Here is a 21,180-nt window from a genome sequence, read left to right on the forward strand (position 1 = left end):
GGCACAAGCGCAGCAACGACACCCATGCCTCCACCACCGATCCGGATGCGCGTTTGATCCGCAAGGGCAAAGGCAAGGAAGCCAAGCTGAGCTACCTGGCCAACAGCCTGATGGAGAACCGTCATGGCCTGGTCATTGGCGTGGACGTCCGCCACGCCAGCGGCACCGGCGAACGGGACGGTGCACTGGATCTGCTCACCGCCGCTGGTATCAGGCAAGGAGCAACGCTGGGTGCCGACAAGGGCTACGACACGCAGGACTTCGTCGCGGCATTGAAGACCCGCCAGATCGTGCCGCACATCGCGCGCAACACCGGCAACGGCCGCAGGAGTGCCGTGCCGGCTGCCGCAGCGCGCACCCGCGGCTATGGCATCAGTCAGAAGGTGCGCAAGCGGATCGAACAGGGCTTCGGCTGGATCAAGACCATCGGTGGTCTGCGCAAGCTGCCGATGGTGGGCATCGCCGCGGTGCGCGGTTGGGTGACCTGGACGTTCGCCGCTTATAACCTGATCCGGCTCGGCGGTATCGGCGAGTGGTGGGAGCCGTCGCCGACGTGAGCGACGACAGGAGACGTGCGTCCGAAGGGCGGAAAATCCTGTCCTGCAGCCACTGCAACGCCAACCATCCATAGATCATGGCTATGAAACCTGACGCAGGACGGTGCTTCTCAACAGCCTGCTAGGTCGGCTGTGCTACGCGGGACGAGACCTGTTCACGAATGAGGCGATCGCAGCGATATTTGATCTTGATGAGTCGCGGATCATGCTGCCGTTCCTTTACTGGTACTTGACCTACTTCGATTGGGATGCGGCTGCCGCTGGTGATCACAAGATCAAAGGCAAAACGCTAAACAAGGCTAAGTTGAAGGCGCTTCGGGTAATCGTTCCGCCGCTGGAGGAGCAAACACGGATCATTGCGGTGCTCGATCAGGCCTTCGCCGCCCTCGACCGCGCCCGCGCCCATGTCGAGGCCAATCTGGCGGATGCGAAACTTCTTAAGGAGCGCGGCGCGGACCAGCTTCTGAGTCGCGTAGCAGCTAACTCACCCACGAGGCACTTGGGTGAGTTGGCTGAGTTTCGCAACGGCCTGAATTTCTCACGGCATAGCAATGGCGAAACAGTCAAGGTTGCGGGCGTAGGCGACTTTCAGCGAAATTTTTGGTTGCCTATTGAGGATCTGAAAACGATCTGCATCGAAGGTCGATTGAGTGAGATCGACAGTCTCTGTGCTGGCGATATCCTCACAGTCCGCTCGAACGGCAACAAAGACTTGATTGGCCGAGTGATGCTGGTAGGTGAGACTGAAGAAAGTCTGTCCTTCTCTGGGTTTGTGATCCGCATTCGCGTGCAGTCTGCCGATGTTGATCCGGAATATTTGTGCCACTTCATGAAATCACAGGCTGCAGTAGCTCATCTGCTGGCTGGCGGGGGTGGCGCAAACATCAGCAACCTCAACCAAGGAATCCTTTCCAGCTTGCCGGTCGCGATCCCATCCGCCGAGAAGCAGAGGGAGTTCGTAAGTTCAATGAACAACCTGAGCGCAAAAATAGAACTCTTGGTAGAACAAGCAGAAGCCAAGATCTCCGACCTCGCCAACCTCCGCCAATCCCTCCTGCAAAAGGCCTTCTCCGGAGAGCTGACATGAAGCAAGCTGGAAAAATCTCGCCGGCGTCATCGGTAGGAGCGCACCCTGTGCGCGAAATTCCCTTGCGACGTCGTAGGCCATTCGCGCACAGGGTGCGCTCCTACAGAAAGCCGGGTTATTCGAACTTCGCATGAGCAAGCAATCCCCCGTCAAGCTGAGCGACCTCGAAGACGCCCTGTTGTTCGTGGATGTGGGAAACGGCTTTGACACCGCAGCCTGGGTCTGCCGGGAAACGGGCGCCGTGCTGTGGCACGGCGGCGACTCCGACGAGCTCGAACCGTTGCCGGAGGATATCGACGACACAGAGCGCCATGTGCCGGTGCCGGACAAACGCGAATTCGGGCTGGGCAAACCGCTGGCGCTGGAGTTCACCCGCACGCACCTGCCGGCATGCTACGAACAGGTCTGCGCGATCTTCGCGCACCGCGGCGCCTATGCCCGCTTCAAGGATCTGCTGGAGCGCCACCAGAGCCTCGACGCCTGGCATCAGTGGGAGGCGGAGCAGACCCGCCAGGCGCTGCGCGAATGGTGCGCGGACAACGGCCTCACCCCGGCCGACTGATTTGGCTCGCGCAGACGAAGCCGCATCGCTGCCGGGTCCGGGCTTGATCAGTCGTCCGGCGGTTGAGCGCCATCAGGTTGACGAGCACGAAGCGCGATGATTCGGCTGGTTCGAGGGGCCGGTGTCACATGGGTGCCCGAGGTGGGCTGATCGACTCGCGACCACGGTCCCATTCGTCCTGAAGCCGCCGGAAGAAAGTGTCATCCACCCGGTCCCGGTTGGCCGAGAGCGAATCCGTCATGGCCTCGCAGACGCGATCAATCACTTTTTCAGGCGAGCGCACAAGACAAAACGTTTTCCCGAATTCGACCAGCTGCTCTCGGTTGGGGTAGCGCGTGCTCTTGTTGAGTTTCAATGCCAGCGTGCGGTCCGTCTGCATCTGTCCCGTCCTGACGTTGATGTCGTCGTAGGCTGCCGTGGTCACCACGTCATAGAGGGGTGACAGGCGCGGCGCGGCGGCGGCCGGGTGTTCGTACAAGAGTCCGAAGTTTTTCAGGTGTGCGTCGCCGTTTCGAACAGCGACACAGAGCACGAAGCACGCATAGAATCGCTGCAGGCTTTCAAGGGCATTCTCGCGGCAGAAGGCTCGAATGAAGCGCGTAACCGCCTCGTAACTCTGGGTGTACTTGTAGTGGCCGGTCGGCTCGCGAGGCAGGTTCATGAGCACGGTCATGTCTTCGAAACCCATGGGCTTGTCGCCATCGAGATCGAAGCGCTTCATGACGAAGAGCGAGCTGTCGTCGGTCAGCCAGAATTCCGGGACACTGATGCCGGCGCGTCGCGCGGCATCCATGCACAGGAATTCGTTGGCCGACAGGTGGGGGTAGTCCTCGCCACCGGACTTCACGATCAGATCGGAATGCAGCATGGTGGCCCGATCGCTCATCGGCTTGTCGGCGTCCGGCAGCATGACTTTGGGCTGTGCGCCCGAGATGCCCGAGTCGAAATACATGTCCACCAGGTGCTCGAACATCTCGTTGCTCGCCCGTTCGGACAGGAGGCGCCTGAGTCCGATTTCCGCCGGTTTTCCGGTGCTGGTCTGCCCCGGGATGGTGTACGTCAGCCGACCAATGGTTTGCTGCCCGGTGATGCCCAGCAGGCGCATGTCGTCGATCTTCTCGAACTTGGCCAGGCGCCGAATGATCCGCTCATGCAGGAACCCTTCGGGGAGCGACATCGAAAACACGGGGGGCAGCTGGTTGCCGCTGTAGCTCGCGGCCCGCAGCGGCATCAGCAAGGAGACCGCGGCCGAAGGATCCTTGGTGCTGTAATTGAAGGCGTACTGCGACTGGCGATAGATGTCGCCGGCCTCGCCTTGGGGGGTGGCGACGCTGAGCTGCTTAATCTTCATCGGCTGGATCCAGCAGAGAGCTGATCTGATCGATATCCGGACGGGCGTCGATGATGGCAAGACCCTTTCCAAGCGCGGCCAGGGTGGCCATCAGGGTGTTGAGCGAAACGTTTTTGCCCGCCTCCAGGTCCAGGATGGTCTGACGACGGCAGTCCGCGCCGAGAGCCAGATCATGCTGACTCCGACCCAACGCCTTGCGCTCTGCCCGAAGGGCCTGACCAAGCTCGCGTGCATTCAAAATGATGGCAGTCATGTTCGTTCAATCGAACATATATGAATTTATGTTATAAAATGTACGCTTTAACGAACTTCAAATCAATAGAGCTGATCATGCCTCGTTGACCAACGAGTGCGGCGAAACTGTCGCCGCCGTGAGCTTCGGCCCCGGAAATATCAAGGCGGTTGCGACCAGTGGCGTTGCCGGCATCCTGTGACACAGACGTGCTACATTTGCGCAAGATACCTCCGCCTGAGCGTTTCCATGAGCACCACGACCATCCGCCTGCCCGATGAGCTGAAGGCCCGCGTTGCCGAGGCGGCAGCGCAGGCGGGCACGACGTCGCACAATTTCATCCTGGAGGCGATCGCGGAAAAGGCGGACGCGGCTGAGCGCCGAGCCGACTTCCACACCGAAGCGGACCGACGCTATGCGGAATTCCTGAAAACCGGCGAAAGCATCCCGTGGGACGACATGCGCCGGTATCTGGAGGATCGCCTTGCCGGCAAGCCGGCCACGCGCCCTTCGGCACGCAAGCTGGATCGACACGGGTGACACGCATCGAGCTGCTGCCCGGCGTGTTCGACGACCTGAAGCGCATCGTCGACCAACTGCTGCAGCACGACGTCGAGCAGGCGCTAGCACGGGGCCACGAAATCGTCAGCGCGATTCAGGTGTTGGCGAACAATCCACTGATCGGTCGCCCGATGGGCAGCGACAAATGCGAATTGGTGGTGGGCCGGGGTTTGAACGGTTACGTGGCGCTGTACCGCTACGTGCCGCCGATCGATACTGTATTTGTACTGGCCATACGTGCGCAACGCGAAGGGGGCTACGCACGGCATGAATGAAACCGAAGCCGATACCCGCGCCAACCGCATCGACCCGGTGCTGCGTGACGCCGGCTGGGGCGTGGTCGAGGGATCGAAGGTCAATCGCGAGATGATCTGCCCAGGCCGGATCACCGGTGGCGGCGGGCGCGCCAACCCGCTCTCGGCCGACTACGTGCTGAGTTACCGCGACCGCAAGCTGGCGGTGATCGAGGCGAAGCGTGCCGGCCTTGGCCATACCGCGGGCGTGGGTCAGGCCAAGGATTACGCCACGCGACTGCAGGCGCGCTTTGCCTACGCCAGCAACGGCATCGGCTGGTACGGCATCGACATGCAGACCGGCACCGAGGGCGATATCGCCTTGCCGTTTCCCACGCCGCAGGAACTGTGGGCGCGCTGTTTCCCCGAAGGCAACGACTGGCGCGACCGCTTCGGTGCGGTGCCGTTCGAGACCGGCGGCGGCAAGTGGCAGCCGCGCTACTACCAGCACAACGCGATCACTGCGGTGCTGGAGGCCATCGCCAAGGGCGAGCAGCGCATCCTGCTGACGCTGGCGACGGGTACCGGCAAGACATCCATCGCCTTCCAGATCGCGTGGAAATTGTTCGAGTCGAGCTGGAACCTGAGCCGAGATCCGGTGCGGCGTCCGCGCATCCTGTTCCTGGCCGACCGCAACATCCTCGCCGACCAGGCCTACAACGCGTTCAGCGCGTTCGCGCCCGATGCGCTGTGCCGCATCAGCCCGGACGAGATCCGCAAGCAGGGCCGGATTCCGAAGAACGCCAGCGTGTTCTTCACCATCTTCCAGACCTTCATGACCGGCACGGACAAGAACGGCGAACCGCAGTTCACCTTCGAAGGCTATCCGGCGGATTTCTTCGACTTCATCGTCATCGACGAATGCCATCGCGGCGGCGCGAAGGACGAGAGCGCGTGGCGCGGCATCCTGGAATACTTTGCACCCGCCGTGCAGCTGGGCATGACCGCCACGCCCAAGCGTGACGCGAACACCGACACCTATCGTTACTTCGGCGATCCCGTTTACAGCTATGCGCTCAAGGAAGGCATCGGCGACGGCTTCCTCACCCCGTTCAAGGTGCGCCAGATGGCCAGCACGCTGGACAGCTACACGTACTCCGACGAGGACGAGGTGATCGGCGGCGAGATCGACCCGGACAAGGAATACACCGAGGCCGACTTCAACACGAAGATCATCATCGACGCGCGCGAGGAAAGTCGCGTGCACGAGTTCATGGACCAGATCGACCAGCGCCAGAAATCGCTGGTGTTCTGCGCCACCCAGGATCACGCCGCCCGTGTGCGCAACGCGATCAACCAGATCAAGGACAACCCCGACCCGCATTACTGCGAACGGGTGACCGCCGACGACGGCAAACTCGGCGAGCAGCACCTGCGCGAGTTTCAGGACAACGAGAAGACGCTGCCGACGATTCTGACCACGTCGAGAAAACTTTCGACCGGTGTCGACGCACGCAACGTGCGCAATATCGTGCTGCTGCGCCCGATCACCTCGATGATCGAGTTCAAGCAGATCATCGGCCGCGGCACCCGAACCTTCGACGGCAAGGACTTCTTCACCATCTACGATTTCGTGAAGGGCTACGAGCACTTCAACGATCCGGAGTGGGATGGCGAGCCGCTGCCGCCGGACGAACCGCGCCGTCCGAAGGATTCCGGGAGTACCGGTGAAGTCCCGCCGCAGCCCGGCGAGGTAATGGAAACGCCAGAGCCCGTGGCGAAGATCGTGGTGAAGCTGGCCGACGGCAAGGAACGCTCGATCCGCTACCTCGCCGCCACCACCTACTGGCACGAGGGCCGGCAGATCACCGCGCAGGAATTCATGCAGCAACTGTTCGGCGACCTTGGCAACCTGGTCGCCTCGGAAGATGAGCTGCGCGCCGTATGGAGCGACCCCGACCGGCGCGAGGCCTTCCGGCAGCGCCTGGCGGAACTCGGCTACGACGCCGACCGGCTGGACGACATGCGGCGACTGATCGACGCGCCCGACAGCGACATCTTCGACGTGCTGGCCTATGTCCGCTTCACGCTGGCGCCGCTGTCGCGCACCGAGCGTGCCGGTGCCGCACGCGCGACCGGGCTGGGCGGCTACCAACGCGAGATGCGGGCGTTCCTCGACTACGTGCTCGACGCCTACGAAAGGCATGGTGCGGACGAACTGGCCTCACGCAAGATCGCCGACTTCCTGCGCATCCGCTATGGCGGCACCAATGACGCAAAACGCGCGCTGGGCCCGGTACCCGCGATACGCGAGGCCTTCGTCGCGATCCAGGCACATCTTTATCGATAAGGGGCCGAAGATCCCGGGTGTACGCCGCGGTTCCGCCAGAGCAGGTGGGCGCGGCGCACTGGCACGCGCCGGCCCTGTCCACGGCAGCCACCACGGCGACGCTGGCCGCCATCGGGCGTCGCCGCGCGCTGCGGCGCCTCAGGCCGTGCGCAGGTCCTGCAGCCAGGTACCGACTCGGCGCGCCTCGTCCTCGTGGTCCGGGTCGCGCCAGGTTTCGGCCAGTGCCGCGGCGTACCAGTCGCGCATCGCGGGCCGTTCGAGCAGGCGTTGTGCGTAGGCCATCGAGGCCGTATCCAGCGACAAGCCGTAGCTCTGGATGCGAAACGCCACGGGCGCGTAGAACGCATCGACCGCACCGAACGTGGCGCCAGCAAGGAACGGACCGCCGAAACGCGTCAGCCCCTCGTTCCACAATTCGCCGAGCCGAGCGATGTCCTTGCGAAGCGCTTCGTCCGGCGCATCGATGCGCACGCGGATGCCGCAATTCATCGTGCACACAGTGCGCAACGCGGGGAACCCGGAGTGCATCTCGGCCGTGGCCGAGCGCGCCCACGCCCGCGCCGCCGGATCGGCCGGCCACACGCCGGGATGCTGCTCGGCCAGGTATTCGGCGATGGCCAGCGAATCCCATACTGTGGTGTCGGCGTCACGCAGGCACGGCACCTTGCCGGTGGGCGAAAATGCCCGGAACACACTCCAGCTTGATGACGTGCCGGGCGCGAACGGCACCAATTCCTCCTCGAACGGAATGTCCAGCTCGCGCATCAGCACCCACGGCCGCAGCGACCACGAGGAGTAATTCTTGTTGGCGATGTAAAGCGTGTACATGGCATGCTCCAGTGCAGGAAACGATGTCAGGCTTGTTCGCAGACCTCGACGGCAGGTGCCGGCACGACTCGCCGCCGCGCATTCGCCAGCACCACACCGGCGATGACGATGACGCCGCCGACCAGCACCATCGGCCCCGGAATCTCATGCAGCCACAGCCAGCCGATGACGATGGCAATCGGTGGCGACAGGTAGATGAAGCTGGACACGCGCGAGGCACTGGCGCGGTGTATCGCGAAACTCCACGCCAGGTAACCAAGGAAGCTGGGCGCGATGCCCAGCCACAGCAGCGAAGCCATGTGCGGCCACGGTGCCGCGGCCAGCGCCCACGGCAGGTGCCAGCCAAATGGCAGCGCGCCCAGCGTGCCGGCGAAGAAAGTGGACGCGGTGACGCTGAGCGTGCCGTGGCGCGCGAACAGCGGCTTTTGCCCCACGAAGAAGATCGCCGACACCAGCACGCAGACCAGCACCAGCAACGCCTTCGGATCGGCCTCCACGCGCTGCCCGCTGGCCAGCACCACCAGCACCGTCCCCACCAGCGCCACGGCCAGACCCAGCCAGGTGCGCAAGCTCAAACGCTCGCGCAGCCAGAACGCCGAGACGGCAGCCGTCGCCGCCGGCACCAGCGAAATGATGATCGACGCGGTACCGCTGGCAATGCGTGTTTCCGCGTAGTTGAGGCAGACGTGGTAGGTGGTCAGACCGATCACGCCCAGCAGCGCCAGTTGCGGCCAGTCGCGCACGGGCGGCAGCGGCTGGCGCCGGATCGCCAGCAACACCGCAAAGCACAGCGAGGCGATCAGCAACCGCGCCAGCGCCACCTCGCCAGGCGTGAACGAAGGCAAGGCATAGGCGATCGCGGCATACGCCGACGACCAGGTGAACAGGGCAACGGCAATCGCGAACAGCGCGCCGCCACCGAGACGTTCGGAGGTACTCATGAATCCGGTTTCCACAGGGGTGGGGAAGTGCGCATCCTAGTCCTGCCGCGGCCACTGCGGAATAATGGATCGATACGTCGACGCCTTGTTTCACCGTCGATCGAAACATCATCGAGGATTCCGACCTTGGCTTCGAAACCCGAACTCGACCACAAGGACTGGCAACTGCTGGAAGCGCTGCAACGCGACGCCCGGCAGGGCTATGCCGAACTGGGCCGCACGGTGCGACTGTCCGCGCCGGCGGTGGCCGAGCGCGTGAAACGGCTGGAGGAAGCCGGCGTGATCAGCGGCTATCGCGCGGTGGTCGTGCCGAAGCGATTGGGCTACAGCATCGACGCGATGATCCGGCTGCGCTGCGACGGCGGCATCTGCGCGCGCATCGGCCAGCACGTGGCGGACATCCACGAAGTGCTCGACTGCCGCCGCCTTGCCGGCGAGGACTCGGCCCTGCTGCACGTGGTGGCGATGTCCGTGGCGCATCTGGAAACCGTGCTTGATCGCTTGCTGAAGATCCATCCCAGCGTCAGCACCACCACGCTGGTGGTGTTGCAGACGCCACATGCCGACCGCCCCATCACGCGCGCGATGTGGGATGCGGCGTGTGCGTTGTCGCATGACTGAATGCATGCCGAAACGACATGCGTGACCTTTGCCGGGCACGCCATTCGCCCTTGCGGCGCATACTCGTTCACTGACTGTCTCCTACCGCCATCGCCAACGGTTCGCCATGACTCACAAGAACACGCCTGACAAGAGCAGGCCCGACAAAAGCAGGCCTGACAAGAGCACGATCGACAAGCAACCGTCCGTTCCCACCGTCGAATCCGCCGACGCCCCCGCCGATCCCGGCCGCCGGCGCCTGCTGGGTGGCATGGCGCTGGCTGGTGCGGCGCTGGCCACCACCGGTTGCCAGCCACAAAGCAGCACGAAGCCCGCTGCCGGCAAGCCAGCCACGGCGGCAGGCTCCGGCCCGCGCGACGCCACCGCCCTCGACGCCGCGCTGCGCGAACACATCCGGCACGTGGTGGTGATCTACGCCGAGAATCGCGCCTTCAACAATCTGTTTGCCGACTTTCCCGGATTACAGAATCCACTCGCCGCACTGAAGCCCGAGCAGTACCGCCAGCGCGACCGCGACGGCAGTGAGCTGACCACGCTGCCGCCGATCTGGCACGGTCTGGTCAAGCACGAGCAGGTGGTGAACCACCGCACGTGGAAGATCGACGAGGATGCCATCACCGGCTTGCCCAACGCGCCGTTCGCACTGGCCGCGCCCGACGGCACGCCGCTGCCGCATGGCGTGGTCACGCGTGATCTGATCCACGCCTTCTACCAGAACCAGCAGCAGATCAACGGCGGCAAGAACGACGGCTTCGTGGCCTGGGGCGACAGCGGCGCACTGGTAATGGGCCACTACGCCGACAGCGCCAGCAACCTGCGCCTGTGGCGGCTGGCCGAGCAGTACACCTTGTGCGACAACTTCTTCATGGGCGCCTTTGGCGGCTCCTTCCTCAACCACCAGTACCTGGTCGCCGCCCAACCGCCCTACTACCCGCACGCCGACACCAGCCCGGCGAAGCTGCAGATCGCGCGCATCGAAGGCGACGACCCCACGGGGCTGGTGCTGAAGCTCACGCCCGATTCTCCCGCCAGCGCCATGCAGGGCCGCGCCAAGCCGCTGGGACCCAACGCGCTCACGCCTGACTTCTGGGCGGTGAACACCATGGGCCCACCCTACCAGCCGGCATGGACGAAAGACCCGGCCCATCCGCTGCTGGCCGATCCGAATGACTACGGCACCCTGCCACCGCAAGTACACGCGAACATCGGCGACCGGCTCAGCGCCGGCGGCGTGGACTGGGCCTGGTATGCCGGCGCATGGCAGATGGCGCTGGACGGCAACGGCGACCACGGCATCCGCGCCAGCTTCCCGGAAAGTCCCAACTTCCAGAACCACCACCAGCCGCTGAACTACTTCAAGAACCTCGCCCCCGGCACCGCCGCGCGTGGCGAACACCTGCGCGACGGCGGCACCGGCGAAACACCGAAAACCAACCGCCTGCTCGCTGCCATCGAAGCCGGCGAACTGCCCACGGTCACCTTCTACAAGCCGCAGGGCAACCTCAACATGCACGCCGGCTACTCCGACGTGGAAGCCGGCGATCGCCACATCACGCAGGTCGTCGCCGCGCTGCAGAAAAGTCCGCTGTGGCAGCACGCCATGGTGATCATCACCGTGGATGAAAACGGCGGCTGGTGGGATCACGTGGCGCCGCCCAAGGGCGACCGCTGGGGACCGGGCACGCGCATCCCCGCCCTGGTCGTCTCGCCACACGCGAAGAAGGGCCACGTCGAGCACACCATTTACGACACCGGTTCGATCCAGCGCTTCCTCAACCGCCGCTTCAACCTGGAGCCGTTGCCTGGCATCGTGATGCGCGACAAGGCGATGATCGCCGCCGGCGGCAAGGCACCGGGCGACCTGACCGAAACACTGCAGTTCGGCTGACCACCCGTCCATCAAAACCCGTAGGAGCGCACCCTGTGCGCGATGGCATCACGCCCAGAGCGTTCGCGCACAGGGTGCGCTCCTACAAGAATCCGTGGAGTTCCCATGCGCGAGCTGTACCCCGAGATCGAACCCTTTCGCACCCACCGCCTCGCCGTGAGCGATCGCCACACGCTCTACATCGAGGAATGCGGCAATCCCGCCGGCGTTCCGGTGGTGTTCCTGCATGGCGGGCCGGGCGCGGGCATATCGCCGAATTACCGGCGCTACTTCGATCCGGCGCGCTACCACATCGTGCTGTTCGACCAGCGTGGCGCGGGCCAGTCCACGCCATTCGCCGACCTCACCGACAACACCACCGCACACCTGGTCGCCGATATCGAGGCCATTCGCGAATTGGTGCAGATCGAACGCTGGGTGGTGTTCGGTGGTTCGTGGGGATCGACGCTGGCGCTGGCCTACGCCGAGGCCCATCCCGAGCGCACACTCGGCCTGGTGTTGCGCGGCATCTTCCTCGCCCGCGACGAAGAACTGCGCTGGTTCAACGAGATGGACGGCGGCGCGCAGTACATCTTCCCCGAACGCTGGGCGCGCTTTCGCGATTTCATCCCCGCAGCCGAACGCGACAACATGACCGAGGCGTACTGGCGCCGGCTCGATGGCGATGACGAGGCCACGCGGCTCGCCGCCGCACAGGCCTGGAGCGCCTACGAAGGCGGCAGCACCACGCTGGTCCACGATCCCGATGCCCCCGGCGACTTCGACGAGCCGCACCGGGCGGTGAGCCTGGCCCGGCTGGAAGCGCACTACTTCCGCCACGGCATGTTCCTGCAGCCGGACCAGCTGCTGCGCGATGCGGGCAAGCTGCGCCACATTCCCACCACCATCGTGCACGGCCGCTACGACATCATCTGCCCGGTGAAAACCGCGCTCGACCTGCACCGAGCCCTGCCCGAAGCGGAACTGCACATCGTGCTGGCCGGCCACAGCTCCGCCGATCCGGCGATCGTCGACGCACTGGTGCAGGCCACCGACAAGCTGGCCGATCGGTACACCTGAACGCCCACCGCAGCTCGTAGGAGCCCGCTCGCGGGCGATGCTTCTGTTCTGGCGCTCCCGCAAGCGGGAAGCAAAAACATCGCCCGCCAGCGGGCTCCTGCCTGTGCCGCGCAAAAAGCGGATGGCGCCCCGGTGAACGCACACCGACACTGCCCGCACCTTGCCGCGGAGTCCGCCATGCTCACCCTGTTCGATTACCTGCCCTCGCAGAACGCATGGAAAGTGCGCCTGCTGCTCAACCATCTCGACCGCCCGTACCGCACGGAATACGTAAGCATCTTCGAAGGCGAGGGACAGCACGCGGATTACCTGCGCATCAGCCCCACCGGCACGGTGCCGGCGATCCGTCTCGACGACGGCCGCACGCTGGCCGAATCGAACGCGATCCTCGCCTATCTCGCCGATGGCACGCCCTACCTGCCCGCCGATCCGTTCGGCCGCGCCAAGGTGCAGCAATGGCTGCACTTCGAGCAGGAGCGCGTGGAGTCGGTGATCGGTACGCTGCGCCACTGGACGCTTACCGGCAAACTGGCGCGCCGCGCGCCCGCATTGGTCGAGATGAAACGCGCCGCTGCGCAACGCACGCTGGCGATTCTCGAACGCGAGCTGGCTACCCGACCGTTCCTCGCCGGCGACCGCTACAGCATCGCCGACATGGCGGTGTTCGCCTACGGCAGTCGCGTCGAAGAGGCCGGACTTTCATTGGCATCCTGTCCGCATGTCCGCGCATGGATCGCCCGGGTGCAAGCGCAGCCCGGCTTCCTCGCCGAGATGCATCCGTACAGCGAAGATCCGTTCAGCGGCAACGAGCTGCCCTGAGGGAAACTCCGATTTTGCTCGTCATCCCGGCGAAAGCTCACTGCTGTCCGGAATAATTTCGAATACCCGCAGTCGTGCGGTGGCATATGCCGAAATCGGTTTTTGCCCGTCATTCCGGCGAAGGCCGGAATCCAGTGACTGTGTGGCTTGAGCAAGCGTGGTCGTCACTGGATCCCGGCCTTCGCCGGGATGACGAGCACGATAGGTCATCGCCAGCCGATGTGGAGTCACCTCTTTGCCGCGTCCCGGGCAAACATCGCCACGCCTTCGTTTCTCGGAGCCATGCCCGGGTTATTCCGGACAGCAGTGGGCGAAAGCTGGGATCCAGTGCCTGTATCTCCTCGAAAGCAAAGGCACTGGATTCCGGCTTTCGCCGGAATGACGAGCAGAAAGCCGGTTATTCAGACCTTCCTGAGCGTGGATGGCGCCGCAGCGCGCGATCAAGGCGTGGCCGTGGCCTGCGGCGGAATCAGGTCGGGCTGCGATTGATACCACTCGCGTGCATGCAGCAGGTGGAAATGGCGCTTGCCGTCGGCCAGTGCCACGCCCAGGCCGAAGATGCCCCAGCGCGCGTAGAGGTCGCCGGCCGGCTGGCCGTCACGAATACGCAGATGCGCGAACAGGTCGATGCGCTTGTTGTGGGCCACCAGGTGGTCGAGCACAAAGTCGCCCTTCTGCACTTCCACCTGCGCCGTGGCGGTGGCCTGGCCGGAGTCGATCACGCTGGCGATCCATTTCGGGAACGCGCTGCGATCGGCGTACAGCGACAGCAGCAGGCTGGCATCCTTCATGGTCATGCCCACGCTGCCGCGCAGGCGCATCGGTCGCTTCCAGTCCAGTTGCCCCTGCTTGACGGTGAAGCGCCCCCACCACGGCGGGTCGCTTCGGCCCTCGACGCGCACGCCGTTCAAGTCCAGCGTGAACTCGTCCAGGTCGTAACTATGCCCATCGCCCCGCTGCGCCAACGCCAGGTCGGTGTTCATGTCGATCTGGCCACTCAGGCGCGACACGCCCAGCGCCAACCGCGCGTCCTGGCTGCGCATCCTGAGCTTGCCGTTGCTGATGTCGCCATGGCCATTCACGTGCAGATCCGCATCCAGCGTGCCGCTGCCGCCGAGGAATTCCAGACTCTTGCCGGGCAGGTAATGGTTGTAGGCGCGCAGGTCGGGCACCTTCGCATCGGCAAAGCGCAGGTGCGCATCCAGCGTGTCGCGCTGCCGGGTCAGGTCGATCGCGGACTGCGTGGTCACCTTCAGCTTGCGGCCGCGCAGATAGACCTGGGCCGCCGACGTCGCCGGCATCACCGTGAAGCGGTCGACGTCCAGCACCGTCTCGATGTGCGCGGCTTGGCCGTTGCCGGCAACCTCGGCATGCGCATGGGCATCGCCGGCGAACACGTTGTCGAGCACATGGGCGCGCAAGGCCACGTGTGGTATGTCGAGCGTGCTGCCAGGGGCGACGCGGCCCGCGTCGAGTTTCAGCGCGGCGTCGATATCGCCGGCGCCATCCAGGTGCAGCCACGGCTTCGAGGCGAGCAACGGGGTCAGCCATTGCAGCGAGGCGAAGTGCCAGCGCGCCTCGACATTCCCGGAAAACCGGCGCAACTGCGCAGCATAGGGAGGGCCGGGAATCACTTCGCGGCCGGCTACGCGCAAATTCGCCTGGAGCTGGTTCTTCGTCCCGCGGGCATCCGCGCCGACAGGCGGCGGTACCCGCACGTGCACGTTCATCCGCTGTGGCTGCACGTCCAGGTCGAACTGCCCGCGTCGGCGCTGCTGGGTGCCGTCGGCGTCGGTGATCGCCACCGGCGCGTTCCATTGCAAGGTTCCGCCGGGCAGCAGGCTGCCACCGTCGAAACCGAGGTCGGCACTCACATGGCCCGCCAGCGTCGACGTATCCAGGGCCTTCGTGCCTTTGGGGCTCGCTCCCAGCGCCAGTGCCATCGTGGCCGACTCGATCGTCAGGTGGCCGTGTGCCCGCCCGGCCTTGCGCCAGCCCGGCGGATGTTCATGGGTAAACGCATCGAAGGCGAAGCGTATCGAGAATTTGGCGTCATGCAGCAACGGCCAGTAGCCATAGTCCAGCCGCGCCGCGGGCATCTCGATGTGCGAAGGAAAGACCTGTGTCGCGCCCCCGCGCAACTGGTGGGTGAAGCCGGCTTCGCCCGAGCCATCGCCATCGAGCACCAACCGCCCCCAGCGGATTTGCCGCAAGGACGAGGTATGCACGCCTTCCGCCGTGATGCGCCAGGCATCGCTGCGAAACGGCGGCGGCTGGTGATCGACCGGGGTCGGTTGCACGTCGATGCTGATGTCGGCCGCGCGTACCGAGACAAAGCGCAGCTCGCGGCGGAACAGTGGCCAGACCGCGATGCGCCCGCCGGCCGACGTGCCGTGCGCACTCCACAACAGGCGATGCACGTGGCCGCTGAGGGTAAGATCGTGCACATGCAGTTGACCCGGCCATGCCGTCCAGGCCCACGCCCACTGCGCCTTGAATGCTTCGGGCTTGCGATTGACCTGCCCCAGCGCCGCCGTGTTGAGAAACACGTTGCCGGCGACCAGATACAGCACGTAGAGCACGCCGAACAGCCACAGCAGGCGCCGCAGGCTGGGGGGGAGGTTACGCATGCGGGGCCGGTTCACGAGGGTCACGGCCCAGCATGGCGGCATCCGCGTGATAACTCGGTGCAGCCGCCTCCACGGCTTTCGCCACAGGCCGGCGTGGCGGCGGCGATGGCATACTCGGCGTTTTCCGGTCCGAGAGTGTCTTCATGCGACTCCTTCCTGCCCTCGCCTTCGGTACGCTGATGCTGCCGCTGGCGGCCCAAGCCAACGAACCGCATTCCTACGCGCAGCCCGATCAGGTGGTGGTGACCCATCTCGACCTGAACCTGAAGGTCGATTTCCCGCACCGCCAGCTCGATGGCCGGGCCACGCTGACGCTGGACTGGAAGAACCCGAAAGCCACCACGCTGGTGCTGGATACGCGCGACCTGAAGATCGCCAGCATCGAGGCCGTGGATGCGAAGGGCAAGACCCGCGCGCTGACCTACGTATTGGCGCCCGCCGACAAGCAGCTCGGCAGCAAGCTCACCATCCAGACGCCGAAGCGACCGCACGAAGTGCGCATCGCCTACGTCACCTCGCCCGACGCGTCGGGCCTGCAGTGGCTGCCGCCCGCGCAGACGGCCGACAAGAAGCAACCTTTCATGTTCTCGCAGTCCGAGTCGATCCACGCGCGCTCGTGGGTGCCGCTGCAGGATTCGCCGGCGATCCGCTTCACCTGGGACGCCCACGTCACCGCGCCGAAGAACCTGCGCGTGCTGATGAGCGCGCCGAACAATCCGCAGCATCCGCTCGACGGCACGTTCGACTTCAAGCAGACGCATCCGGTGCCGTCCTATCTGCTGGCGATCGCCGCCGGCGACATCGACGTGAAGGAAACCGGCCCGCGTTCGGCGGTGTACGCCGAACCGTCGGTGGTCGGCAAGGCCGCGCACGAGTTCGAAGACACCGAGAAGATGATCGCCACCGCCGAGAAACTGTACGGCCCGTACCGCTGGGGCCGCTACGACATCCTCGTGCTGCCGCCGTCGTTCCCCTACGGCGGCATGGAAAACCCGAACATGACCTTCGCCACGCCGACCGTGCTGGTCGGCGACAAGAGCCTGGTCTCGCTGGTGGCGCACGAGCTGGCGCACTCGTGGTCGGGCAACCTGGTCACCGCCGCCAGCTGGCGCGACATCTGGCTCAACGAAGGCATCACCACCTACGTGCAGGGCCGCATTACCGAAGCGCTGTACGGCAAGCGCCAGGCCGACGAGGAAACCCTGCTGTCGATCCACGCACTGCAGAAATCCATCGGCTCGATGTCCGCCAACTCGCAGCGGCTGGCGCCCCAGCCGCGCGACATCAGCGCCGACGATTCGCTGTCCGACGTGGCCTATGACAAGGGCTCGTGGTTCATGCGCATGCTGGAGCAGAAGTTCGGCCGCAAGGACTTCGACACCTACCTGAAGAGCTACTTCAACCACTTCGCCTGGCACAGCATCACCACCGAACAGATGCTGGCCTTCCTCAAGCCCAACCTGATCGACAAGTACCCGGGCAAGATGCGCTGGGCCGAAGTGAAGGACTGGGTCTACGGCACCGGCATTCCGAAGGACGCGCCGATTCCGGACTCGCCGCGCTTCGACGCGATCGACAAGGAACGCACGGCCTTCCTCGCCGGTACCCTGCCCGCCACCAAACTCGACGCGAAGAGCTGGAACACCCAGGAATGGATGTACTTCCTGGACCGCCTGCCCGACGCGCCGCCGCTGGCGAAGATGCAGCAGCTTGATGCTGCCTGGCACCTCACCGGCACGCCGAACGCCGAGATCGGCATGCGCTGGTACAGCCATGCCATCGCCGCGGGCGACAAGGCCGCGTGGCCGGCCGCCGCCGAACACATGACCCGTATCGGCCGGCTCTATCTGACCATGCCGCTGTACGCCGCCTTCGCCAAGACCCCGGACGGCTTGGCCTACGCCGAGCAGGTCTACGCCAAGGCCAAGGCCGGTTATCACCCGCTGACCCAGCAGGCGGTGGAAGCGCTGTTTGCCAAAGCAAAGGCCAAGCAGCCCGACGCAAAATAACGGTCTTCTCCTCCCCCTGCTGGCAGGGGGAGGGAGTTTTTGCCACGCCACTGATCTGGAACACGTTTATGCCCGCCACCAACCCATCCGCCCCTCCGCTCTGGAAACGCCTGCTGTTCCGGCGCCTGAAATTCCTCGCCGTGGTGGCGGTGCTGCTGGCAGTGGTGCTGGGCGGCAGCTACCTGTTCGCGCCGCAGTGGCTGATGCGCGCAGACGTGGCGCGCAAGGCGATGGCCGCGCACCTGGAGAAGAAATCGATCCAGGCCGGCGACACGCGCTGGGTGTATTACGAGGGCGGCGAAGGGCCGACCATCGTGCTGCTGCACGGCTTCGATTCGCGCAAGGAAGTGTGGCTGCCGGTGGCGAAACTGCTGACGCCGCATTTCCACGTGGTGATTCCCGACCTGCCCGGCTGGGGCGAGTCCTCGCAGGTGGCCGGCGGCAATTACGACATCGATGCGCAGGCCGCGCGGCTGCAGGATTTCATGCAGGCGCTGGGGCTGGGCAAGGTGCTGCTGGTCGGCCATTCGATGGGCGGCGCGATTGCCGGGGTGTACGCCGCCGAGCACCCCGAGCACGTGGGCGAACTGGCCCTGCTCGACAGCTTCGGCCTGAAGTTCAAGGAAAATGCCTTCGCCAAGGCCGCGCTGGCCGGCAAGGATCCCTTCCTCTACAACGACCGCGCCGGTTTCGAGCGCGTGCTGGCGCTGGCGTTCGACAAGCCGCCGCATCTGCCCGGCCGCTTCGTCGACGTGCTGGTGAAGTGGAACGTGGAGCACCGGGCCTTCATCGAACGCACCTTCGATGCGCTGCGCCAGCCGTCGCAGGTGCTGTCGGTGCAGAACCGGCTGGGGCAGCTGGACATGCCGGTGCTGGGCCTGTGGTGCCATGACGACCGCATCATCGACATCTCCGCGATGGATTCCCTGCGCAACGGCCTCACCCATGCCGCGGCAATCAGCGCCACCACGCTGAACGGCTGCGGCCACATGCCGATGCTGGAGAAGCCGGAGGCGACCGCGCAGGTGCTTACCGCATTCGCGCTTTCGCATTGAGTCGACGGAAGCCGTGATATTCTGACCACCGCAGACGCGGGCGGTGGAAGCCCGGTCATGCGGGAGTCAGCCACCCGCAGTGCATCATGGCGGTTTCAGGGACGACGGCACCGAGGGCATCCACGCACGATCCCGACGGTTGGCGCGCTTCAGAGGCGATAAAGACGGGACTATGCAGCAATCGCAATCGACCAAGCCCCATTTTCTGCGCAGTGGCGTGGACGCCATTGTCCGGATGTCCTCGACCCGCACGAACTACTGGTTCGAGGTCGTCCTGGATGTCGCGTTGGGCATCGTCCTGCTGGCCGCTGGCTGGCAACACCGCACCAGTGCGGCAAGCACCGTGCTGGCCGTTGCGATAGGCCTGTTCGCCTTCAGCTTCATCGAATACTTCTTCCACCGCTGGATGTTCCATACCCGCATCCCGCTGTTCACCCAGGGTCACGACAAGCACCACCGGGAACCGCTGGGTTACGACTCGCTGCCGTTCTTCCTGCCCGCCGCAACGCTGTTGATGCTGACCGGCCTGTGCATGCTGGTGCTGCCCGACGGCTTCGCCCTGTTGATGGCCGGCACCGCCACCTTCGGCTACGTGGCCTACGGGCTCAGCCACTTCGTGATCCACCACGTGCGCTTCAAGCGGCCGCTGCTGCGCCGCTGGGCCGGCGCCCACCACGTGCACCATTACCACCCGGGCACCAACTTCGGCGTCACCACGCCGCTGTGGGACTACCTGCTGGGCACCCGCTACGTGCGCCAGCCGCGCAAGCCCGCCGCCTGATTTCCGAGCTTTTGTATTTCTGAGCTTTTGTAGGAGCGCACCCTGTGCGCGAATGCTTTTGGCGGGGTATCGCGAAAAGCCTTTCGCGCACAGGGTGCGCTCCTACAGCGAAGTCGCGACCGGTTTCACAGCACGCCGGGCACCAGCGCCTTCACCCGCCGCATGTAATCGACGTAGGCCGTGCCGAACTGTTCGCGCATCCAGCGTTCCTCGTGGCGCAGCTTGTACCAGAAGCCGCCGCCGACCAGCGCCAGCGCGAGCAACCCCAGCCAGCTGCCCGCGGCCAGAATGGTGCCGAGCATGGCCAGCAGCATGCCGGTGTAGATGGGATGACGCACCCAGCGGTACGGGCCCGCCATGATCAATTCATGGTCCTGCTTGAGCTGCACGGCACCACTCCAGTTGCGTCCCAGCGTGCGCCGCGCCCAGCAGGCGAAGCCCAGACCCAGCAACACCAACAGCCAGCCCAACGGGGGCGCCCACGCTGCGGCCGACGGCACGTGCCGGTACAGCCACGGATGCCCCACGCCCTGCCCCAGCGCGATCAGCAGCGCGAAACCCAGCATCACCGGGATCCGGTAGGCCAGCAATCGAGTCCAGTCATCCTCGCGCACGGCAGCCTTGACGCCACGTGCGCCCCACGCCCAGTACAGCGCCCAGAGAAGCCAGGTGGCTTCGATCAGCAGGCCGAAAGACAGATGCATGGCATGGTCACCGCAGCGAAAAGGTGCGCCGAGGATGCGACAAGGTCACCGGCTCCGCCCAGTTACAACTGTCAGCCGCCGCACATGCACCCGCGCCGAGGTGGCATCAATCCGCCACGTCGGCGACCAGCCGGTCCAGCTCGGCTTTCAGCGTGGCGCCATTGACCCGCAGCCAGTCGCGTTGCTCGTGCCAGTCCGGGTAGAGGCTTTCGACCAGCGCCCAGAAACGCGGGGCATGACTGCGTACCTTGAGGTGACACAACTCGTGCACCAGCACGTAGCGCAGCGCGGCCGGCGGGGCCAGCGCCAGCGCCAGGTCGAGGTTGATGCGGTCGCGCGTATCCAGGCTGCCCCACAGGCTTTTCAGCGGGCGGATCTTCAGCGCGGTGGGCGCCAAACCCAGCTTCGGCACGTAGCCGGCCAGCCAGCGCGAGACGTCGCGGCGCATCTGCGCCTCGAAGTGCGAGGCAAGCAGGCCGCGCGCCACCGGCACGGCGCGCGAATGCGGGCGCGGGATCACCAGGGTCAGGCCGCCGTCGAATGGTTCGATGCGCGGGTACGGCCCTTCGGCCCAGTCCAGCGTGGCGGTTTCACCACGCAACGGGAATTCGGCGGTATAGCCCACGCGCAGCGGCGGCAACGGCTTGACGATCAGGTTCAGCTCGTCGAGCTTCTGCTCCAGCCACTCCGCGTGACTGCGCAGGAAGGCGCTGATCTGCGCTGGATGGGTGCCATGCGGGTAGGACACGCGTGCGCCCTTGGGCGTCACCGTGAGGCGCAGGCGCCGTGCGCGCGGGTGCGCGGCCTTCAACACCCGGATGGTGTTGCCGCCTGCCGTCGCCAGTTCCAGCCAGTCGCCTTCGAGATGCTGCGCCATGATCCTGCTCTACCCGTCTTTCCGGTGCGCAGCGA

The 21,180-nt window shown here is 65.1% G+C and carries 20 protein-coding genes; 13 read left to right on the top strand and 7 right to left on the bottom strand.

Translation table 11 applies throughout. The features are described from left to right. The 3 genes from AB7849_RS15700 to AB7849_RS15710 form a co-directional block, all read left to right on the top strand. Positions 1–557 (top strand): transposase (locus AB7849_RS15700; RefSeq protein WP_369501371.1); only part of this gene is annotated, 557 nt, incomplete at its 5' end. 103 nt (positions 558–660) lie between these two features. Beyond that, positions 661–1,644, top strand: coding sequence for a restriction endonuclease subunit S (locus AB7849_RS15705; protein ID WP_369501372.1), 984 nt, complete (start codon positions 661–663; stop codon positions 1,642–1,644). Between the two features lie 130 nt (positions 1,645–1,774). Then, positions 1,775–2,206 (top strand): UPF0158 family protein, encoded by a 432-nt coding sequence (locus AB7849_RS15710; protein WP_008213684.1) that lies wholly within the window; start codon positions 1,775–1,777, stop codon positions 2,204–2,206. Between the two features lie 124 nt (positions 2,207–2,330). Here AB7849_RS15710 and AB7849_RS15715 read toward each other — a convergent pair whose 3' ends face one another. Next, the gene (locus tag AB7849_RS15715; RefSeq protein ID WP_008213685.1) at positions 2,331–3,557 is read right to left on the bottom strand and encodes a type II toxin-antitoxin system HipA family toxin; all 1,227 of its coding nucleotides are present in this window, start codon (positions 3,555–3,557) and stop codon (positions 2,331–2,333) included. Continuing rightward, complete coding sequence (locus AB7849_RS15720) at positions 3,547–3,810, bottom strand: helix-turn-helix domain-containing protein (protein ID WP_008213686.1); 264 nt, start codon at positions 3,808–3,810, stop codon at positions 3,547–3,549. The genes AB7849_RS15715 and AB7849_RS15720 overlap by 11 nt, the downstream gene beginning before the upstream one ends. Positions 3,811–4,038: 228 nt before the next feature. Between AB7849_RS15720 and AB7849_RS15725 the strand changes: the two genes are divergently transcribed. The 3 genes from AB7849_RS15725 to hsdR are packed head-to-tail and all read left to right on the top strand — an operon-like array spanning position 4,039 to position 6,933. Then, a complete protein-coding gene (locus AB7849_RS15725) occupies positions 4,039–4,329 on the top strand; it encodes a ribbon-helix-helix protein, CopG family (protein ID WP_008213687.1) in 291 nt (96 codons plus the stop codon). Then, positions 4,326–4,625 carry a type II toxin-antitoxin system RelE/ParE family toxin gene (locus AB7849_RS15730; protein WP_008213688.1) on the top strand — a complete coding sequence of 100 codons (300 nt, stop codon included), beginning with the start codon at positions 4,326–4,328 and terminating at the stop codon, positions 4,623–4,625. The genes AB7849_RS15725 and AB7849_RS15730 overlap by 4 nt, the downstream gene beginning before the upstream one ends. After that, entirely contained in the window at positions 4,618–6,933 is a 2,316-nt protein-coding gene (gene hsdR / locus AB7849_RS15735) for an EcoAI/FtnUII family type I restriction enzme subunit R (RefSeq protein WP_369501373.1), read from the top strand. The genes AB7849_RS15730 and hsdR overlap by 8 nt, the downstream gene beginning before the upstream one ends. 138 nt (positions 6,934–7,071) lie before the next feature. Here hsdR and AB7849_RS15740 read toward each other — a convergent pair whose 3' ends face one another. Next, positions 7,072–7,761, bottom strand: coding sequence for a glutathione S-transferase family protein (locus AB7849_RS15740; RefSeq protein WP_369501374.1), 690 nt, complete (start codon positions 7,759–7,761; stop codon positions 7,072–7,074). 26 nt (positions 7,762–7,787) lie between these two features. Further along, positions 7,788–8,702: a DMT family transporter gene (locus AB7849_RS15745; RefSeq protein ID WP_008209124.1), complete on the bottom strand. Its 915-nt coding sequence runs from the start codon at positions 8,700–8,702 to the stop codon at positions 7,788–7,790. A 126-nt stretch (positions 8,703–8,828) separates the two neighbouring features. Between AB7849_RS15745 and AB7849_RS15750 the strand changes: the two genes are divergently transcribed. From AB7849_RS15750 to AB7849_RS15765, 4 genes are all read left to right on the top strand, one after another. After that, positions 8,829–9,323: an Lrp/AsnC family transcriptional regulator gene (locus tag AB7849_RS15750; protein ID WP_369501375.1), complete on the top strand. Its 495-nt coding sequence runs from the start codon at positions 8,829–8,831 to the stop codon at positions 9,321–9,323. Between the two features lie 106 nt (positions 9,324–9,429). Beyond that, a complete protein-coding gene (acpA, locus tag AB7849_RS15755; protein WP_369501376.1) occupies positions 9,430–11,211 on the top strand; it encodes an acid phosphatase in 1,782 nt (593 codons plus the stop codon). Between the two features lie 105 nt (positions 11,212–11,316). Next, a complete protein-coding gene (gene pip, locus AB7849_RS15760; RefSeq protein WP_008217093.1) occupies positions 11,317–12,270 on the top strand; it encodes a prolyl aminopeptidase in 954 nt (317 codons plus the stop codon). Positions 12,271–12,447: 177 nt separating this feature from the next. Next, the gene (locus AB7849_RS15765) at positions 12,448–13,089 is read left to right on the top strand and encodes a glutathione S-transferase family protein (RefSeq protein ID WP_008217092.1); all 642 of its coding nucleotides are present in this window, start codon (positions 12,448–12,450) and stop codon (positions 13,087–13,089) included. Positions 13,090–13,529: 440 nt separating this feature from the next. On the opposite strand, the gene AB7849_RS15770 is transcribed toward AB7849_RS15765, so the two are convergent. Next, positions 13,530–15,719, bottom strand: a complete 2,190-nt coding sequence (locus AB7849_RS15770; protein ID WP_037101828.1) for a hypothetical protein — start codon at positions 15,717–15,719, stop codon at positions 13,530–13,532. A 143-nt stretch (positions 15,720–15,862) separates the two neighbouring features. On the opposite strand from AB7849_RS15770, the gene AB7849_RS15775 reads away from it, so the two are divergent. From AB7849_RS15775 to AB7849_RS15785, 3 genes are all read left to right on the top strand, one after another. Then, positions 15,863–17,728, top strand: coding sequence for a M1 family metallopeptidase (locus AB7849_RS15775; protein WP_369501377.1), 1,866 nt, complete (start codon positions 15,863–15,865; stop codon positions 17,726–17,728). Positions 17,729–17,796: 68 nt separating this feature from the next. Continuing rightward, a complete protein-coding gene (locus tag AB7849_RS15780) occupies positions 17,797–18,783 on the top strand; it encodes an alpha/beta fold hydrolase (protein ID WP_008215185.1) in 987 nt (328 codons plus the stop codon). Between the two features lie 172 nt (positions 18,784–18,955). After that, positions 18,956–19,564, top strand: coding sequence for a sterol desaturase family protein (locus tag AB7849_RS15785; protein ID WP_008215172.1), 609 nt, complete (start codon positions 18,956–18,958; stop codon positions 19,562–19,564). Positions 19,565–19,689: 125 nt separating this feature from the next. On the opposite strand, the gene AB7849_RS15790 is transcribed toward AB7849_RS15785, so the two are convergent. Both AB7849_RS15790 and AB7849_RS15795 read right to left on the bottom strand, forming a co-directional pair. After that, on the bottom strand, positions 19,690–20,268 hold the full coding sequence (locus AB7849_RS15790) for a methyltransferase family protein (protein WP_008211347.1): 579 nt from the start codon (positions 20,266–20,268) through the stop codon (positions 19,690–19,692). Positions 20,269–20,374: 106 nt separating this feature from the next. Next, positions 20,375–21,145 (bottom strand): M48 family metallopeptidase, encoded by a 771-nt coding sequence (locus AB7849_RS15795; RefSeq protein ID WP_092702640.1) that lies wholly within the window; start codon positions 21,143–21,145, stop codon positions 20,375–20,377. Between the last annotated feature and the right edge of the window lie 35 nt (positions 21,146–21,180).

It is taken from the genome of Rhodanobacter sp. FW021-MT20 (assembly GCF_041107475.1).
In the GTDB taxonomy this organism is placed as follows: Bacteria; Pseudomonadota; Gammaproteobacteria; order Xanthomonadales; family Rhodanobacteraceae; genus Rhodanobacter_A; species Rhodanobacter_A glycinis.

What these genes read in the sequence shown, in the direction of transcription:
- AB7849_RS15710 (WP_008213684.1), top strand. Translation starts at nt 1,775, where the DNA reads ATGAGCAAGCAATCCCCCGTCAAGCTGAGCGACCTCGAAGACGCCCTG.
- AB7849_RS15715 (WP_008213685.1), bottom strand. Translation starts at nt 3,557, where the DNA reads ATGAAGATTAAGCAGCTCAGCGTCGCCACCCCCCAAGGCGAGGCCGGC.
- AB7849_RS15720 (WP_008213686.1), bottom strand. Translation starts at nt 3,810, where the DNA reads ATGACTGCCATCATTTTGAATGCACGCGAGCTTGGTCAGGCCCTTCGG.
- AB7849_RS15725 (WP_008213687.1), top strand. Translation starts at nt 4,039, where the DNA reads ATGAGCACCACGACCATCCGCCTGCCCGATGAGCTGAAGGCCCGCGTT.
- hsdR (WP_369501373.1), top strand. Translation starts at nt 4,618, where the DNA reads ATGAATGAAACCGAAGCCGATACCCGCGCCAACCGCATCGACCCGGTG.
- AB7849_RS15740 (WP_369501374.1), bottom strand. Translation starts at nt 7,761, where the DNA reads ATGTACACGCTTTACATCGCCAACAAGAATTACTCCTCGTGGTCGCTG.
- AB7849_RS15745 (WP_008209124.1), bottom strand. Translation starts at nt 8,702, where the DNA reads ATGAGTACCTCCGAACGTCTCGGTGGCGGCGCGCTGTTCGCGATTGCC.
- acpA (WP_369501376.1), top strand. Translation starts at nt 9,430, where the DNA reads ATGACTCACAAGAACACGCCTGACAAGAGCAGGCCCGACAAAAGCAGG.
- pip (WP_008217093.1), top strand. Translation starts at nt 11,317, where the DNA reads ATGCGCGAGCTGTACCCCGAGATCGAACCCTTTCGCACCCACCGCCTC.
- AB7849_RS15765 (WP_008217092.1), top strand. Translation starts at nt 12,448, where the DNA reads ATGCTCACCCTGTTCGATTACCTGCCCTCGCAGAACGCATGGAAAGTG.
- AB7849_RS15770 (WP_037101828.1), bottom strand. Translation starts at nt 15,719, where the DNA reads ATGCGTAACCTCCCCCCCAGCCTGCGGCGCCTGCTGTGGCTGTTCGGC.
- AB7849_RS15775 (WP_369501377.1), top strand. Translation starts at nt 15,863, where the DNA reads ATGCGACTCCTTCCTGCCCTCGCCTTCGGTACGCTGATGCTGCCGCTG.
- AB7849_RS15780 (WP_008215185.1), top strand. Translation starts at nt 17,797, where the DNA reads ATGCCCGCCACCAACCCATCCGCCCCTCCGCTCTGGAAACGCCTGCTG.
- AB7849_RS15785 (WP_008215172.1), top strand. Translation starts at nt 18,956, where the DNA reads ATGCAGCAATCGCAATCGACCAAGCCCCATTTTCTGCGCAGTGGCGTG.
- AB7849_RS15790 (WP_008211347.1), bottom strand. Translation starts at nt 20,268, where the DNA reads ATGCATCTGTCTTTCGGCCTGCTGATCGAAGCCACCTGGCTTCTCTGG.
- AB7849_RS15795 (WP_092702640.1), bottom strand. Translation starts at nt 21,145, where the DNA reads ATGGCGCAGCATCTCGAAGGCGACTGGCTGGAACTGGCGACGGCAGGC.